Origin of the sequence: Paenibacillus chartarius (assembly GCF_042432825.1) — a bacterium.
GTDB lineage: Bacteria > Bacillota > Bacilli > Paenibacillales > NBRC-103111 > Gordoniibacillus > Gordoniibacillus chartarius.
On record NZ_JBHLWN010000067.1, the window covers coordinates 80,024 to 96,393 of the forward strand.

At 55.6% G+C, this 16,370-nt stretch carries 11 protein-coding genes, 1 pseudogene and 2 riboswitches; of the genes and pseudogenes, 8 read left to right on the forward strand and 4 right to left on the reverse strand.

Annotated elements, in window-relative coordinates; translation table 11 throughout:
- Positions 1 to 34 precede the first annotated feature (34 nt).
- From ACFFK0_RS16310 to ACFFK0_RS16325, 4 genes and pseudogenes are all read right to left on the reverse strand, one after another.
- The gene (locus tag ACFFK0_RS16310; RefSeq protein WP_377471371.1) at positions 35 to 322 is read right to left on the reverse strand and encodes a DUF6953 family protein; all 288 of its coding nucleotides are present in this window, start codon (positions 320 to 322) and stop codon (positions 35 to 37) included.
- Positions 299 to 1,276: pseudogene (locus ACFFK0_RS16315) on the reverse strand (Gfo/Idh/MocA family protein); the annotation flags it as partial. The gene ACFFK0_RS16310 and the pseudogene ACFFK0_RS16315, both read right to left, overlap by 24 nt.
- Before the next feature lie 138 nt (positions 1,277 to 1,414).
- Positions 1,415 to 1,768: a DUF4870 domain-containing protein gene (locus tag ACFFK0_RS16320; RefSeq protein ID WP_377471328.1), complete on the reverse strand. Its 354-nt coding sequence runs from the start codon at positions 1,766 to 1,768 to the stop codon at positions 1,415 to 1,417.
- A 130-nt stretch (positions 1,769 to 1,898) separates the two neighbouring features.
- On the reverse strand, positions 1,899 to 2,870 hold the full coding sequence (locus ACFFK0_RS16325) for a 2-hydroxyacid dehydrogenase (protein WP_377471329.1): 972 nt from the start codon (positions 2,868 to 2,870) through the stop codon (positions 1,899 to 1,901).
- A 165-nt stretch (positions 2,871 to 3,035) separates the two neighbouring features.
- Positions 3,036 to 3,185, forward strand: a riboswitch (cyclic di-AMP (ydaO/yuaA leader).
- 3 nt (positions 3,186 to 3,188) lie between these two features.
- Here ACFFK0_RS16325 and ACFFK0_RS16330 point away from each other — a divergent pair.
- From ACFFK0_RS16330 to ACFFK0_RS16365, 8 genes are all read left to right on the forward strand, one after another.
- Positions 3,189 to 4,082 carry a C40 family peptidase gene (locus ACFFK0_RS16330; RefSeq protein WP_377471330.1) on the forward strand — a complete coding sequence of 298 codons (894 nt, stop codon included), beginning with the start codon at positions 3,189 to 3,191 and terminating at the stop codon, positions 4,080 to 4,082.
- Between the two features lie 73 nt (positions 4,083 to 4,155).
- Complete coding sequence (locus tag ACFFK0_RS16335) at positions 4,156 to 4,521, forward strand: response regulator (RefSeq protein ID WP_377471331.1); 366 nt, start codon at positions 4,156 to 4,158, stop codon at positions 4,519 to 4,521.
- Positions 4,522 to 4,617: 96 nt separating this feature from the next.
- Positions 4,618 to 4,700: riboswitch (cyclic di-GMP riboswitch) on the forward strand.
- A gap of 87 nt (positions 4,701 to 4,787) precedes the next feature.
- Complete coding sequence (locus ACFFK0_RS16340; RefSeq protein ID WP_377471332.1) at positions 4,788 to 6,566, forward strand: putative bifunctional diguanylate cyclase/phosphodiesterase; 1,779 nt, start codon at positions 4,788 to 4,790, stop codon at positions 6,564 to 6,566.
- Between the two features lie 203 nt (positions 6,567 to 6,769).
- Positions 6,770 to 7,156 carry a hypothetical protein gene (locus ACFFK0_RS16345; RefSeq protein ID WP_377471333.1) on the forward strand — a complete coding sequence of 129 codons (387 nt, stop codon included), beginning with the start codon at positions 6,770 to 6,772 and terminating at the stop codon, positions 7,154 to 7,156.
- 27 nt (positions 7,157 to 7,183) lie between these two features.
- The gene (locus ACFFK0_RS16350; RefSeq protein ID WP_377471334.1) at positions 7,184 to 8,710 is read left to right on the forward strand and encodes a sensor histidine kinase; all 1,527 of its coding nucleotides are present in this window, start codon (positions 7,184 to 7,186) and stop codon (positions 8,708 to 8,710) included.
- The gene (locus tag ACFFK0_RS16355) at positions 8,707 to 10,266 is read left to right on the forward strand and encodes a DUF3369 domain-containing protein (protein ID WP_377471335.1); all 1,560 of its coding nucleotides are present in this window, start codon (positions 8,707 to 8,709) and stop codon (positions 10,264 to 10,266) included. The genes ACFFK0_RS16350 and ACFFK0_RS16355 overlap by 4 nt, the downstream gene beginning before the upstream one ends.
- 485 nt (positions 10,267 to 10,751) lie before the next feature.
- Positions 10,752 to 11,993, forward strand: a complete 1,242-nt coding sequence (locus ACFFK0_RS16360) for a glycosyltransferase family 61 protein (RefSeq protein WP_377471336.1) — start codon at positions 10,752 to 10,754, stop codon at positions 11,991 to 11,993.
- 172 nt (positions 11,994 to 12,165) lie between these two features.
- Positions 12,166 to 16,302, forward strand: coding sequence for a choice-of-anchor I family protein (locus ACFFK0_RS16365; RefSeq protein ID WP_377471337.1), 4,137 nt, complete (start codon positions 12,166 to 12,168; stop codon positions 16,300 to 16,302).
- Positions 16,303 to 16,370 lie beyond the last annotated feature (68 nt).

Consider the following 16,370-nt stretch of genomic DNA (forward strand, 5'->3'; position numbering starts at 1 on the left):
AGAACTCCTACTTGAAACGTGTACGGAAGGGCGACTACGTCCAGCCCCAGAAGAAACCGTCCCGCTCCCAGGCAGCGCGGCCTCCGTGCAGCTTGCGGAACGCCTTCTTGACCTCCTTGCCGATCGAACGGTTGCCGTTCTCGTTCACGTAAATGAACTGCTCGCCGAAATGCTCGGCAATGTAACGAACCGCATCCTCCTGCCGCAAAATTCCCGCCGATTTCAGCTCGCCGACCATCCACTCCGCGATTTCCCCGGCCGTCGGCTCATCCGCCGAAGCCCGGCCCGGCCCGGCATCGTCAGCCGGGTACCGCAGACCGATCTGGCTTCGCGCCTCATCCATAATCTCCATAGCAATCAGCGAGCTCGCATGCGAGTTGACGGCGGATTCCGTCCGCTTCGCGGCAATGAGACCGATGAACTCCTCCGCTTCATAGAACATCACAGGATGCGGCGCCTCTCGCGTGAGATCCTCGACAGTGCCATCCTTGTAGCGAATGCGGACGGAGCCGGGCTCACTGATCTTATCGATGATCATTGTGCCGTTCTCCCCTTGAATCTCCGCAGGCAGCGTGGAATTCGCAATCTTCGAATATTGAATGACCGCATCCATCTGGGGGTAGCCGAGCACGATGCTTCCTTGTCCGTCGACCCCCGATTCCAGCATATATGCGCTGGCCAGCAGACGGTCGGGCCTTCCGAACAGCACGGCAAGAGGGTATACACAGTAGACGCCCAAATCCATTAACGCACCGTTCGAGAAAACCGGATTGAAGGCATTCAGCACCGTGCCCGCTTTATACGCGTCATAGCGCGAGGAATATTGACAGTAGGCGGCAAAATAGCGGCGAATCGTTCCCAGCTTGTGCAGGTTGTCGCGGACAGCCGCAAAATTCGGATGCAGCGTCGACTTCACGGCCTCCATGAGCACGACGCCATGCTTCCGCGCCGCCTCCTGCATCGCCTGCAGCTCCCTTGCATTGGAAGCGATCGGCTTCTCGCAAAGCACATGCTTCCCATGCGACATGCAGACGATGGCTTGCTGCGCATGATACGAATTCGGGCTGGCGATATAGACCGCATCCACCTCCGGGCAGCCCGCAAAATCGTCAAGCTCCGCGAATGTATGCGGTACGCCATGCTTGGCCGCGAACTCCGCGGCGCGCTCTTCGGTCCGCGAATATACGGCCGTTAAAACAAAGTTCCCCGTATGCCGGGCCGCCTCGATGAAGGCTTCTGTAATCCAGTTCGTTCCGATAACGCCGAATCTGATCATAACCAGCTTGTACTCCTTTACTCAGCACATGTTACGTCCACCTTAGCCGATTCGGGGAGCGAATGCAATACAAACAGCCCGACCGGAGCCGGTTGGCTCGGTCGGGCTGCTTGGGGTCCCCGCGATGCGGATACCGCGTTATTTGTGCGCTTGCTCGTAGCTGAACTCGCCCAGCAGCGGCAGCTTGAACCACTTGCCCTTATAGGCCTGGTACATCAGGAAGATCCAAAGGACGAACGACACTGGCACTAACAACAGACCGACGATCAAGCCGATGATCGGGATCCAGCCTAATACCAAATTAATAACGAATAATACCGCCGAAATCGCAATGGACTGGATGGCATGAAATTTCACAAACTTGCTGTCCTTCTCAATGACAAGAAAAACGATGCCGCTAATGAATCCGAGAACGTATGCCAGCAAGCCTGCGACATTCTCATCCAACCCCGTCGACGATTTGCCGCCCTGCCCGATTCCGAATTGTGACAATGGTTTCAACCCCTTGATTATATAATTAGTTCACTATATGCGAAGCGTGTCGCTTCCATGCGAGCTCTATTATATTACAGGGGCGTAAAAATTATTGTGATCTCCGTTACATTTCGTAACAAAATTTGAGCTACTTCAGCTCCGGTATGACGTTCGGCGGCCGCTGTCCCGTTACGGCCATCACGAGGTTGCGTGCGGCCAGCATCGCCATGTCAAAGCGGGTGCGCGACGTAGCGGAGCCGATATGCGGCAGCGCAACAACGTTCGGCATGGCGAGCAGCGGATTGTCCGCAGGCACCGGCTCCTTCTCGAACACATCCAGTCCGGCAGCCCGGATTCGCCCTTCCTGAAGCGCCTCGATCAATGCCGCCTCGTCTACCGTACGCCCGCGCGATGCATTGATGAAGATCGCGCCGCTCTTCATCAGCCGGAACTGCTCCCGGCCGATCAGCTTCTCGGTCTCCGCCGTCAGCGGCGTCATCAGCACGATGAAATCGCTGCTCTTCAGCAGCTCCTCCATGGACATATAAACCGCGCCATACCGCTCTTCCGCCTCGGGCTTGCGGGAGCGGCCGCTGTAGCGCACATCCATCTCGAAGCCGAATTTCGCCCGGCGCGCGATCGCTTCCCCGATGCGCCCCATGCCGATAATGCCAAGCGAGGCATGATGGACGTCAACGCCGAACAAGCTTTCGCCGTCGTTTTCCTTCCACCGCCCTTCCTTCACGTACCGGTCCAGCTCGGCGATGCGCCGCGCGCTGCTCAGCATCAGACCGAACACCAGGTCGGCGACGGTTTCCGTCAGCACGTCCGGCGTATGCGTCCCGATGACGCCGCGCGCCTTCATCGCTTCGATGTCAAAGTGATTGTAGCCGACACTGATCGTACTAACCGCCCTAAGCTGCGGCGACACATCAAGCAGGCTTTGATCCACCTTGCGCCCCGCCGTCAGCAAACCTGCGGCCTTGGACATATTCTCCAGAAGAACCTCGCGCGGCATCTTCTCTCTCCGATTCCAGATGGCGTACTCGCAATATTGTCCGATGTATGCCTCCGCTTCGGCAGGGATCGGTCGGTCGATAAACACGAATGGACGGGACATTCGGCTGCTCCTCTCATAATCGGTTTCGGTAGTTATGAATACGTTCGATTCGCAGCCGCCATTTTCCTGCCGGGCCGCGAATACGGTCCGCCGCTCGACGAACTGTTAAAAATTGTACGTTGTTCACCTTCCCTTCCATGTGGTAGCGTATAGATTGGAAAATGATGCAAAACTTTGCCGAATCCGGTCGCAGCATGCGCCGGTACGGGGGACTTCTTTACATGGGGTGAATGTGTGTCCGGACTCGTCCGGCAAGCTAGGGAATCCTCTTCCCGAACCCGTCAACTAACCTCGGAGGCATCATGGAGGGAAAGCTACATGAAGTTAGCGAAGTGGAAAACGTTGATGCTGGCGTGCGCCGTTTGGGCCGGAGCCGCCGCTGCGGGCGCCCCGTCCGCACATGCGGATGCGTCCGTGTTCGGGACGGAGGCCAAGGTTCAAATTAACGACAGCCTTATCGCCTTTCAAGAGGCCGGCCCGCTGCTTACCGACGACGGCGACCTGCTTGTTCCGGTCCGCCCGATCGCCGATCAATTGAACTTGCTCGTGGACTGGAATCCTGCGGGCGGAGAGGTTGAGCTGACGCTGCATGCCATCGACCGTTCGATCCGGCTCGTCACCGGCTCCGCCGACGCCGCAATCAACGGAAAGCCGGTGACGATGGCCTCGCCTGCACTATTTTACGAGGGCCACGTATACGTTCCCGTCCGCTTCATCACGGAGACCCTCGGCTACATGTTAAGCTGGGACAGCCGAAACGGCATCGCAATCATTTGCAAGGACGGCAAGGATCACGCACCCGCCTGGATCGCTCCCGTCCCCGCTGCGGCTCCGCCGGCACCAGCAGCAGATCGAATCGGAGGGCTGATCGAAACGGCGAAATCGCTTACGGGCATCCGGTACGCCTGGGGCGGCACGACAACCGCAGGCTTTGACTGCTCCGGCTTCGTGAATTACGTGTACAGCCAATACGGGATTAACCTGCCCCGGACGTCCCGTGAAATGCTGGCTTCGTCCGGCACGCCGGCAGCCTCGTCCGACCTGCGCCAGGGCGACCTCGTCTTCTTCACGATCGGCCGGATCAGTCATGTCGGCATTTATTTGGGCAATGACGCCTTTATTTCAGCTACTTCGACACACGGCATTCACATCGATTCGCTGACGAGCAGCTACTGGGGTCCCAAATTTGTCGGCGCCAAGCGGGTCATTTAGTTCATTCCCCTCTCATGACAAGGCATGCTGTCTCATATGGTACAGTATAGACCTTATTGCGGAGGGGACGACGATGGCTTCTGTATTAATTGTGGACGACTCGTCTTTCATGCGGGTGCTGCTTAAAGAAATGATCGAACAGACGGGGCACGAGGTGGCGGGCGAGGCCGAGAACGGGCTCGAAGCCGTGTCGATGTACATCCGGCTTCGGCCCGATATCGTAACCATGAATATCGTTATGCCCGAGCTCTTCGGTATCGAAGCGGTGCGCAGAATTCGACAAGTCGATCCGCGGGCGAAGGTGATCATTTGTTCTGCGATGGGCAATTCGTACAACGTGGTGGAGGCGATTCAAGCCGGGGCGCTCGATTTTATCGTCAAGCCGTTCGACGCCGCCCGGTTGGGCGAATCGATCAAGCGGCTGATGAACCGGTTGTGATCGCTTAGCAGCCCATAAGCCAAATGTACTAATGTTAAATGACTTGTCACAAAAAAATACGGGACTTTTCGACTATATTCGTGTATAATGTGGAAAAAGCGACAAAGGCAAACTTGTTGAAAAGCAAGGACGCAAAGCTGCGGGCCTAAGGAGAAATCTAAGGCAGCCGGGCTGCCGAACGATGGGTCAGAGAGCTTTCCGCCATCCTTCGGGATGGTTTTTTTGCTGTAGACGCCGTTTTTTGATACAGACAAAGGAGCTCTTTTATGCGCAACCGCTGGTTATTTTCCTTAGGACACCTCTTAACCCCGATCATGATATGTATTGCTATGGCCCGGTCCGCGTTCGATTTGTCCTATGTATTTCTCATCGTTTTATCTTCGCTATGGGCGCTGATTTTAACCAGATGGGTGGACACCCAGGCTTTCAGCGGCCAAGCCCGCAAGCTCCCCGTTGCGCTGATGGTCATGGATATTTCTTTGCTGAGCCTTATTCTGGCCATTCCCGACTGGTCGGTATTTTCCCCGATTTGGATTATGCAAAGCATTCTGCTCTTATATGCCGTTGAGTACGGCTACCGCACCTCTGTTTTGTTCGGAGCGGCCATAATAGCTCTCGCTACGCTGTTCGAATTGAAGCTGAACGTGCCGTTGGAGCAGTTTGTAAGCGATCTCTTTCCATTTGTTTTAGTTGCCTCCCTTAACGTCGTCGTGATCGGGAAAGTGACGGACAAGCTGCAGCGGCTCGCCTATTGCGATACGCTCACGTCACTGCCGAACCGCACCTTCATGCAAGCGGCGCTTCAGGAATCGGTCGCCCAAGCCGCCGAGACGAAGCAGAAGGCCGCCTTCCTGTTGTTCGACTTGGACAGCTTCAAGCATGTCAACGACACACTCGGTCATGAAGCGGGCGACGAGCTGCTGCTGCAGGCTTCGGTGCGGCTGCGCAGCCAGCTGCCGCTTGGCGTAACGCTTGCCCGATTTGGCGGCGATGAATTTACGGCCATCATTTCCCCGTACGACCATGTGGACGATGTGCAGGAGGTCGCAGAGCTCATTCTGAACGCGCTCCGGGAACCGTTTCATATATCGGGTATTCCGCTGCACATCTCCGCCAGTATCGGGATTTCCCTCTATCCGCAGCATGCCGGAGATGCCGCAGAGCTGCTCAAGTATGCGGATGCGGCGATGTACAGCGCCAAGAAGCAGCGCAATCATTACGAGTTCTTCCGCCCTTCCGATGCCGCCGACTCGGCGGAGCGGCTGTTCCTGGAGTCCGACCTGACTGCGGCGCTCGGCCGGGGCGAATTTGAGCTGTATTACCAGCCGCAGATCCGCCACGGCTCCATTATCGGCTTCGAGGCGCTGCTTCGCTGGAATCATCCGACCCGCGGCCTCATTCCACCGGCTTCGTTCATTCCGCTGGCGGAGCAGCGCGGACATATTCTCGGCATCGGCAACTGGGTGCTTGTGACCGCATGCCGGCAGTTCCGGGACATGCTGGAGCAAGGGCATACGCTTGAACATATCGCCGTCAACATTTCGGTGTCGCAATTTTACCAGCTCCACTTCGTCCGCAACATCCATAATGCGCTGATCGAATCCGGTCTGGAGCCGCATTATTTGCAGCTGGAAATTACGGAAAGTGCAGCGATGAAGAATGTGCCGTATTTCATCGATACGTTGAACGAGCTGCATAAGCTCGGGATCAAGATAGCGATCGACGATTTCGGAACCGGCTATTCCTCGTTCAACTACTTGTCCCAGTTTCCATTGGATGCGCTTAAGATCGACCGCAGCTTTATTTGGAATATGGACAAGGGCGACAAGCACGTTTCCGTAGTAGGCGGCATTATTTTGATGGCATCGGCGCTGCAGCTCGACGTCGTCGCCGAAGGTGTCGAAACGCAGGAGCAGGCGCAGCTGCTGGAGGAGCTCGGCTGCACAGTCGCGCAGGGCTACTTGTACGGACGTCCGCTCCCGCTGCGGGAAGCGTACGCGCTTCTGGGCGAACCGGGGCAGCACGCAGCGGCCCTGACAGGCTAATGTCGCCTGCGCCGCAGCCACATACAGCATTGCGAAGAAGCATGACCCCGCTGGGTATTTCCCTGCGGGGTTTCTTTATGGCAAGCTACAAGTTTTGACAATTTCCCTCAAAAACACCTATATATAGCCGGGAAGCCGTTTACACCATTTTCCCGGTCGCGCTATAATAGATGCAACAAGTTTCCTCCCAAGAGGTGGATCAATTGAAAATACGGAATATTTTGTTCCTTCTGCTGTCGATCAGCTTAACGGCGTGCGGAGCCGCCAAACCTTCGTCCTCATCTCATGCTCAAGCTCATTCCGACCACAAGCCGACGCTCGATGTCAAGCTCGAGGTAAGCGGCAATCAAGTCACCGTCAAGCTTACGACCGATATGCTCATTGCTCCGGATAAGCTCGGCGCCGCCCGCAAGGAAGGAGAAGGACATATTCACATGTATCTGGACGACGGCGAGAAGATTGCAGTCGCCTCCGAGGTACAGGTATTCAAGGACTTAAGTCCCGGCCCGCACACGCTGCGCGTTTCCCTTCATAATAACGACCATACGCCTTACGACATTACCAAGTCGTTTGACTTCACCATCCAATAACTATGCTGCGATGAGGTGCCCGCTTTGTTGTTTCGTAGATTAAGTCTGCAGTCCAGAATGATTGCTCTTGTTACGGCGGTCACCTTCGTGATGATGTCGGTCATCGTATGGTTCGATTCTTACAGCTTGCAGAAATCGGTAGAGGAAACATACATCAGTCAACTGAACGGAATGACCATTGCGATCAACGGGCGATATGAGGAATCCCACAGCATCACCGATGTTCAGCAAATTTTCGATTATATCCAATATAAAAACAAGAACGTGCTGCAGCTCACATTGTATGGTAAGAAGTCCGTTCTGGCAGCTACGGACCGGGAGCGGATCGGACAGCCTACACCTCCCGCGATCCTGCAGACCGTGGAATCGGGCCGTACGTCGGTTACCCATATGCGGGACGAGGCTGACGGCGTGCCGAAGGACCTGCTCGCCGCACCGCTTAAGGAGGACGGCAATACGTTCGGGGCCATCGAGCTGCTGCTTGACACAACGGATACTTCAAAGCTTGTCCGGGAGCGCACGACACTGATCATCGCCGTAGGCTTGGCCGCAACACTCCTCCTCCTGTTCGTGCTGTCCGCCATTATTCGCACCATGCTCATCCGACCGCTGCTGCGCGTGCGGGAAGCCGCTCTGTCGGTCAAGCAAGGGCAAAATTACAAGGATATCCATCTCGACAACGCATCCCTGGAAATTCGCGAGGTCGCTTCCGCATTCAACGAAATGGTGCATAACCTCGAAGGCCGGTACAATGAGCTCGAGCAAGCGATGAACACCATTCGGCAAACCCAGAAGCAGCTGGTCGAATCGGAGAAAATGGTCGCGCTCGGCAACCTGGTTGCCGGCGTCTCGCACGAGATTAATACGCCGCTCGGAATCGGCGTTACGGCGGCATCGTACATCGACGAGAAATCGAAGGAGTTTGCAGCGCTCTACGAATCCAGCCGAATGAAACGCTCCGACCTGGAGGAGTATTTGAAGACGGTGCGCGAAACGACCGGCATGCTCCAGACGAACCTGGCCCGCGCCTCGGAGCTCGTCAAGAGCTTCAAGCAGGTCGCCGTCGACCGCTCCGCACAGATACGGCGAAGCTTCAACGTCAAGCAGTATGTTCAGGAAGTTCTGGTCAGCCTCAAGCCGAATCTCAAGCGGACGAAGCTTCAGGTTTCCGTGCAGGGCAGCGAATCGGCCGCCATTACCAGCGATCCCGGCGCACTCTCGCAAATCATTACGAACTTCATTATGAACTCCATTATTCACGCCTACGATGCCGATGCGGAAGGAACGATTCGGATCGATATCGCCGAAAGCGAGACCGGCGTTACGATCCGCTACTCCGATGACGGCAAGGGAATGCCCCCTGAAATCGTGGAGCAAATCTTCCATCCTTTCTTCACGACGAAACGCGGTGCCGGAGGTACGGGCCTCGGCATGCATATCGTCTACAACCTGGTTACGCAGTCCTTGGGCGGAACGATCCGATGCGAAAGCGAAGTCGGTGCGGGTACGACCTTTACGATCCATATTCCGATGAGCGAGGGAGAACTTTCATGACCCATAATCAAGACGACCTGCTGATATTCGCCGACGAAGACCCGGCCGGCCCGGACGAGCGTGAGCTTGCAACGGAGACGTGGAAACTGCTCATCGTCGACGACGAGCAGGAAGTTCACCAGCTGACCAAGCTGGTGCTGAGCGATTTCGTGTTTGACGACAAGCCTTTGGAGTTCCTAAGCGCCTACACCGAAGCGGAAGCCAAGCGCATCATCGAAGCGAATCCCGATACCGCTATTATTTTGCTGGATGTAGTTATGGACCAAGACGATTCCGGCCTGCGGATCGCCAAGTTCATTCGTGACGAATTAAAGTTCCGCCAGGTGCGGATCATCCTGCGGACCGGCCAGCCCGGTCAAGCTCCGGAACGGCTCGTAATTACGGATTACGATATTAACGATTATAAGGAAAAGACCGAGCTGACGACGCAGAAGCTGTTCACGACGATCATGGCGGCGCTCCGTTCATACCGGGACATTATGGTGATTGAGAACAACAAAATCGGCCTGGAGAAAATCATCAAATCGTCCGCAGCCTTGTTCGAGCTGCAATCGCTGAAGAAATTCGCCTCCGGCGTATTGACGCAGCTGACCTCGATTCTGAATCTGCATAAGAATGCGCTGCACTGCAACTCCTTCGCCGTAGCGAAGGGCCAGGAGGAAATTTATGTCCTTGCAGCAACGGGGGATTTCGCATCCGACGTGGAGAAACGGATCGACGAAATCGTTCCTGCGGCTGTGCTGAAGCTGATCGAGCAGTCGTTTCAGGAGAAGCGCTCCTACTTCTTTGAGGATCACTTCGTGAGCTATTTTCAGAGCAAAACCGGGATGGAAAATGTCATTTACTTCGACGGCTCCAAGAAGCTCAGCGAGCTGGACCGCTATTTGATCGAAATTTACTGCTCCAACGTGTCGGTCGCCTTCGAAAACATTTATTTGAATGAAGAGGTCGAGAACACGCAGAAAGAAATCATCTTCACATTAGGCGAAATCGCCGAGACGCGCTCGAAGGAAACCGGCTATCACGTCAAACGGGTGGCGGAATATTCGAAGCTGCTGGCGCTGCGCTACGGCCTTCCCGAAGAGGAAGCCGAGCTGATCCGGCTCGCATCGTCGATGCACGACGTCGGCAAGGTGGCGATCCCGGACGCCATCTTGAACAAGCCCGGCAAGCTGACTCCGGAAGAGTTCGAGGTCATCAAGAGCCATACGAGCATCGGCTTCTCCATGCTGAACCATTCCAACCGCAGCATCATTAACGCCGCCGCCATTATCGCCAATCAGCATCATGAAAAATATAACGGGCAGGGCTACCCGAACCGACTTGCCGGCGAAAACATCCATATTTACGGACGGATTACGGCGATAGCCGATGTCTTCGACGCGCTTGGCAGCGACCGGGTGTACAAGAAGGCATGGCCGCTCGACGACATTCTGGATTTGTTCCGGCGGGAACGCGGCGAGCACTTCGATCCGAAGCTGGTTGACATCTTCTTCGACTGCCTGCCGGACCTGCTGAAAATTCGCGATAAATATTCGGATACCAAGCTGTTCTAGGCAGATGGCGCAGGCGCAGTGTGCCATGTTCTCCGGCGAATCTTCCGAAAAGGCGAATCAATGGACATGCATCTTCCCGCCGGAAATGCCTGCGTAAATACAGCAATCTCTCAAACAGCCGCTTATCCAAGCTCGATGACTGCGAAAGTGCAGCCATTTGAAGTTTGATCAAAATGGCTGTACGTTTACATGAATCCATTTGCTCTGTTTATATCGAAAAAGAACCTTCAATTCCAAGCGTACCCTGGAAATGAAGGTTCTTTGCTTATGTTATCCGGATTGCAGCGGGACAATCGCGGCTGCGCTTCGGGGCTTCCGGCCGAAATACTGTCTAATTTACCCGAGCTGATATCCATATGACTATCATGACTGCGGGTCAACACCCATTTTACCTTTGACGGGACAATCAACCATCATCGCGGCCGTTCGCCGGAATACTCTATTATCATCTAACGCCGATCATTGATTGCCTAAGGAGTGACAAAGTGAAAACGGTACGGTTACGAACAAAGCGCACTCTTGCGAAGACCCGCTCGCAGCAGTCATCCGGGAGAACGGCTGGAGCCGCAAGTTCGGTTTCGAAAGGATTCGCAGGAGCACGATCGTCCTGGACAATCCGCCCTCAAGGGCTATATACCGCGACGAAGAAGTACTTGATTGCCCGGTATGGAAAAACTCGGTATACCCGCTATTACAAAGTTCATCACAGCGGCGACGTTACGAAGCTGTCCGACAGCAAGGGGCTCGATGCGCAGCCGCCGAAACATTTTCGCAGCACGACGTTCCAGGCTTCCCCGTGTTTCACGGCGCTCATTCCGAACGCTCGCGTCTGGGAGAAGAACGGGGCTGTCATCACCCCGGACAACAAACTGCTGAGCGATGTCTCCTGGGACTATCGCAAAGGGCTTGTTCACGGCAGCAAGCACAACGTGTTCAAGGTGTGGGAGCCGCACCGGCTGAAAACTTATTCGGGCACGGCCGCGCTGCTCACCTTCATCTGGAGCGGAAACTACTTCCACTGGATGTTTGACGTACTGCCCCGCATTGAGCTGATTCGCCGCAGCCGCGTCACGGTCGACAAATACATCGTGCCGAACGACCGCTCCTCATTCCAGAACGAGACGCTGAATCTGCTCGGTATTCCGCCGGCGAAGCGAATTCTGACCGATCATGATTTTCATGCACGGTTCGAACGGCTGCTCGTCCCTTCTTTCGTCAGGCCGGTTTCGCCGCATCCGTCGACCTATCCGAAATGGACGGTCTCTTTTCTCCGTAAAGAGCTGCTAGAGAAACGCAATATAACAGCTTCGGATGAATATGAGCGTATCTATATTTCCCGGTCGAAGGCCCGGCAGCGGCGCGTTCTGAATGAAGAAGAGCTGCACGGCATTTTGTATGATTACGGACTTCGGATCGTTCATCTGGAGGGCAAATCGGTTCAAGAGCAAATGCAGATTCTGCATTCCGCCAAAGTCGTCGTCGGCCCGCATGGCGCGGGACTGACGAATCTCGTGTTCTCGAAGCCCGGTACGAAAGTGGTGGAAATGTTCTCTCCCGATTACGTATCCAACTATTACTGGCATTTGAGCAACCAGATCGGATTGGAGCATTATTACTATATCGGTGTTAATAATGTAAAGCCGCACAAGGATTGGTGGTCCGGTTCGTCCGATTTCGAGGTCGAGCCGCGCAAGCTGGAGCGCCTGCTGCGAATAGCTAACATTTAAGATATGTACGAAGACAGCCCACTTGTTCCGGAGCCTGATCCGGTTGGAGTGGGCTTGTTTTGTCAAGATCCGCTTCATAAAACCTTAATCATTTCCACAAATGCCCTTTACAAATCGAATTTACAATGGTTTTGAAGCATTATGACACTAAACAGATGGGAGTGCTGGAAATTTGATTACGGGTTTACGAAGAAAATGGAAACGCTCACTCGCTCTACTGCTTGCGTTAGAGCTTGCGGGCAGCTTGTTCCTCGTCGGCGGAACGGCTTCTGCGGCGGATGCGCCGCTGCCGGGAACGCCTTATGCTTCGAACGGCAGTTACGATAAGACTGTACCGCATGTCATGATCAATCAGGTGTACGGAACAGGGGCGGCTGACTCCGGTGTCCTTGTTTCGCACGGTTTTATCGAGCTTTATAATCCGACGGATGCAGCCGTTAATCTGAATGGCTGGTCTCTTCATTACTCCGGACAAACGAACAAGAACGGACCGACCGGTGACTGGATGAAGCTGGACCTGACCGGCACGATCCCGACTAAGTCCTATTATTTGATTACCGGTTCACCGACAGGTGCGACCAGCCCGCGGGTTAACTTGGCGGGAAAAGGCGACCAAAGCTGGGATATATTCTTTGCCAACAAGGGAATGAAGGTCGTTCTCACCAGCACGACGGCCGCATTGGACAATAGCGTAAAGAACCCCTTCGCCGCAAAGCCTGACGGTTATGTGGATATGATCGGTACCGGAAGCAACGACTCCGGCAGTACCATCGACGGCTATGAGACGGCCCACCCGACAGGATCTGCGGAGGGTACCTCGAAGAAGAAGTCGGTGCGCCGCAAAGAGTTCGCCGATACCGACAATAACAAAGCCGATTTCCAGCAAATTGATTTCGAAACGATCAGCAGCGAGGACCTTGCCCTCGTAAGACCGCGCAGCAGCACCTCTCAGGCGCTCGGCATATCGACAACGAGCCTGAACGATGCGCGGGTAGGCTCCTCTTACTCGGCAACGCTCGCGGTTTATGGCGGCTCCGGGCCGTACAAGTTCGAAGCCAGCGGCCTGCCTAGCGGAATGGGAATCGCTACGGTCACCGGCGGTATCTACGGGACTCCTGCCGAAAGCACGGTCGGTACCCATAACGTGAAATTTACGGTTACCGATTCGGTCAATGCCAGTGTATATGCGAATTTGGTCTTGAATGTACAAGCCGCTCCTGCGGGACCTCAGGATCTCTTCTCCATTACAAAGATCGGCTCCTACCAGGCCGCTTCCCCTAATGAAGATGGCGGTGTTGCGGAGATCGTTAAGTTCAACAAGGAAAACGGGAAGTTTTACCTGGTAAACGGCGCCTCGAATCCACCGTCTCTAGACATCGTGAGTTTGGGCAACGGCGCTTCGCCGGAGAAAGTGAAATCGGTCGCCGTGAAGGAGCTCTCCGAAACGGAAGGCTTTGTGTACGGAGACTTGACGAGCGTAGATGTCAACACGGCCGTTGACCGGGTTTTCCTCGCCGTTCAGGAAGCGGATCACAGGAAGAACGGCAAAATTCTTGTGCTCGACTACGACGGCAATTTGCTGGATTCGTACGAGGCGGGCGCGCAGCCGGACATGATCAAATCGACGGCCGACGGCCGCTATGTGCTGACCGCCAACGAAGGCGAGCCTCGCGAGCAGGGTCAGGACCCGAAAGGCAGCATCACAATCCTGGATACGACGACCGGCGTTGTCGGAAACGTGTATTTCGACAACCCGGCGGTTATCGACGATGCCGTTCATATTCGCGGTGCAGCTGATCCGAGTACGGACCTGATTGTCGGCAAAGGCAGCAAAGCCGATGCGGCTTATGATTTGGAGCCGGAGTACATCGCCATCTCTGAGAATGGCACCATCGCGTATGTGACGCTGCAAGAGAACAATGCTATCGCCACGATCGATATCGTGAACCGGACGGTCACGTCCGTGAAGGGCCTCGGCCTGAAAGACTTGAACGACCCGAACAACAAGCTTGACCTGATCAAGGACGACAAAGCGCTGCTGCAGAACGTGCCGTTCAAAGGCATCTATATGCCGGATGGTATTGCCGCTTCGCAAGTCGGCGACAAAACGTATCTGTTCACGGCCAACGAAGGCGATGCCACCGAGTGGCCGGGACGAGAAAACGCTACGGAGATCGGCAAAATCAAGAGCAGCCTGACTCCGGGCACCGCAGCGGCGGACTTCCTGAGTTCAACGTCGGCTTACAACAAAGTCGAGGTTGCCAGCGACTGGGGCAAGGACGGCGTGTACTTGTACGGCGGCCGCTCCTTCTCGGTTTGGGACGCATCGACGATGACGCAGGTGTTCGACAGCGGCAAGGCGTTCGAACAAATGACCGCCGAGCGCCTGCCGTCGTACTTCAATGCCAGCAACACCAACTCGACCCTTGACAGCCGCTCCACGAAGAAAGGGCCGGAGCCGGAAGATATTCGCGTCGGCAAGGTAGGCAATAAAACGTTCGCCTTCATCGGTCTGGAGCGCATCGGCGGCATTATGGCGTACGACGTAACGAATCCGCTCGCGCCGGTGTTTGCGAGCTATGTGAATACGCGTGATTTTGCAGCAGGTTTACAGACCGACACCGGCCCGGAAGGGATCGAATTCATTCCGGCAACGATTAGCCCGACCGGTAAGCCTCTCCTGCTGGTAGCTTATGAAGTGGGCGGAACCGTAGGCGTGCTGGAGCTTAATGTTACTAAGGTGACATTGAATACAAAGACGCTCAACCTGACAGCCGGAGAGTCTGGCCGGCAGCTAACGGCTGACGTCGTCGGCACCGGCGCAGCAACGGTTACTTGGACATCGTCCAATACCGGGGTCGCTTCGGTGAACGCAGATGGCTTTGTTACGCCTGTATCTGCAGGGACGGCTGTAATTACCGCCATCAGTGCGGACGGCTACGGAATCGCGGAAGCTGTCGTGACGGTAGCGTCTGCTTCTAGTAGTGGTGGTGGTGAGCCTGGTCCAAGTTCATCCGTCGAAGAACCGGCTAACACCGACACAGCAAAAACTCAGGAGCCTGCAGTACAATCGACAGGCAATGAAGTCAAAGCAACTGTCGAAGTCCATGCAACGACCGACGCCCAAGGCAACTCTCGCGCCGTTGTGACGGCAGAGCAATTGGCTAGCGCGTTAAAGTCTCTGGAGCAGTCCGGTACGAATAGCGGCAAGACCGCAGTTCTGGAAATTAAAGCGAATGTATCCGGCAATGCGAAGCAAGCCGTCGTCGAGCTGCCTTCCCCGGCCATCGCACAAGCGGCAAGCAGCAAAGTCGCAGCGGTAAGCCTGAATGCGGGCATCGGCACGCTGACCTTTGACAAGGCAGCCGTAGCAGCCGTATCGCAAGCGGCAGGACAGCAGTCTTCCGTCTCGGTCTCCATCGCGAAGACCGATGCGGCGGACGTCGCCGCCGGCCTACCGGCAAACAAGCGCAGCGCCGTTACCGAAGCTGTGCAGGACCGTCCGGTGTTCGATTTCAATGTAACTGTAGGCGACAAGAGGGTGTCCGATTTTGCCGGCGGCTTGGTGGATGTGAATGTCCCTTATACGCTGGGTGCAGGAGAAGACCCGAACGCTATCATCGTTTACTATATCTCCGACAGCGGTGAACTCGTACTCATCAGCAATGCCAAGTATGACCCGGCGACGAAGCAGCTTACCTTCTCGGTAGAGCACTTCTCGCATTACGCGATCGGCTATAACAAGGTCGACTTCACTGATACGGCAAACAGCTTTGCGAAAGACGAGATCACCTACTTATCGGCCCGCAATATCGTGAACGGTGTCGAGACAAGCCGATTCGCTCCGACCAGCACGATTACCCGCGCCGACTTCGCGCTGATTCTCGCTCGAATCGCCGGTGCTGAGCTTAGCAAGCCGGCTGCCACCCGCTTCAAGGACGTTCAGCCGGAGCATTATTACGCGGCAGCCGTCGAATGGGCGGCGGCGTACGGCATCGTGAACGGTATCGAAGAAGGCAAGTTCGACCCGACGGCACGCGTAACGCGCGGCCAGATGGTCGCCATGATCGTACGCACGGCGGACAGCCTGAAGTTCAGCCTGCCGGCCACGCACGCCGCTGCGGCATTCGCCGACCAGGCTTCCATTCCGGCCTATGCGGTCCAGGCGGCGCAAGCAGCGCAGCAAGCAGGCATCGTCAGCGGTAAGACGGTTTCCGGCCAAGCCGGCGTGCAGTTCGCGGCGAACGACACCGCGACGCGCGAAGAAGCAGCCAAGATGCTGGCTGTGTTCATGCAGTTGTTGAAATAACATGGATAACGAATAAAAGCTGCTCCGCATGGTCTGAATGCAGACCTGTGGAGCAGCTTTTTCGTTTA

What these genes read in the sequence shown, in the direction of transcription:
- ACFFK0_RS16340 (WP_377471332.1), top strand. Translation starts at nt 4,788, where the DNA reads ATGCGCAACCGCTGGTTATTTTCCTTAGGACACCTCTTAACCCCGATC.
- ACFFK0_RS16335 (WP_377471331.1), top strand. Translation starts at nt 4,156, where the DNA reads ATGGCTTCTGTATTAATTGTGGACGACTCGTCTTTCATGCGGGTGCTG.
- ACFFK0_RS16330 (WP_377471330.1), top strand. Translation starts at nt 3,189, where the DNA reads ATGAAGTTAGCGAAGTGGAAAACGTTGATGCTGGCGTGCGCCGTTTGG.
- ACFFK0_RS16355 (WP_377471335.1), top strand. Translation starts at nt 8,707, where the DNA reads ATGACCCATAATCAAGACGACCTGCTGATATTCGCCGACGAAGACCCG.
- ACFFK0_RS16325 (WP_377471329.1), bottom strand. Translation starts at nt 2,870, where the DNA reads ATGTCCCGTCCATTCGTGTTTATCGACCGACCGATCCCTGCCGAAGCG.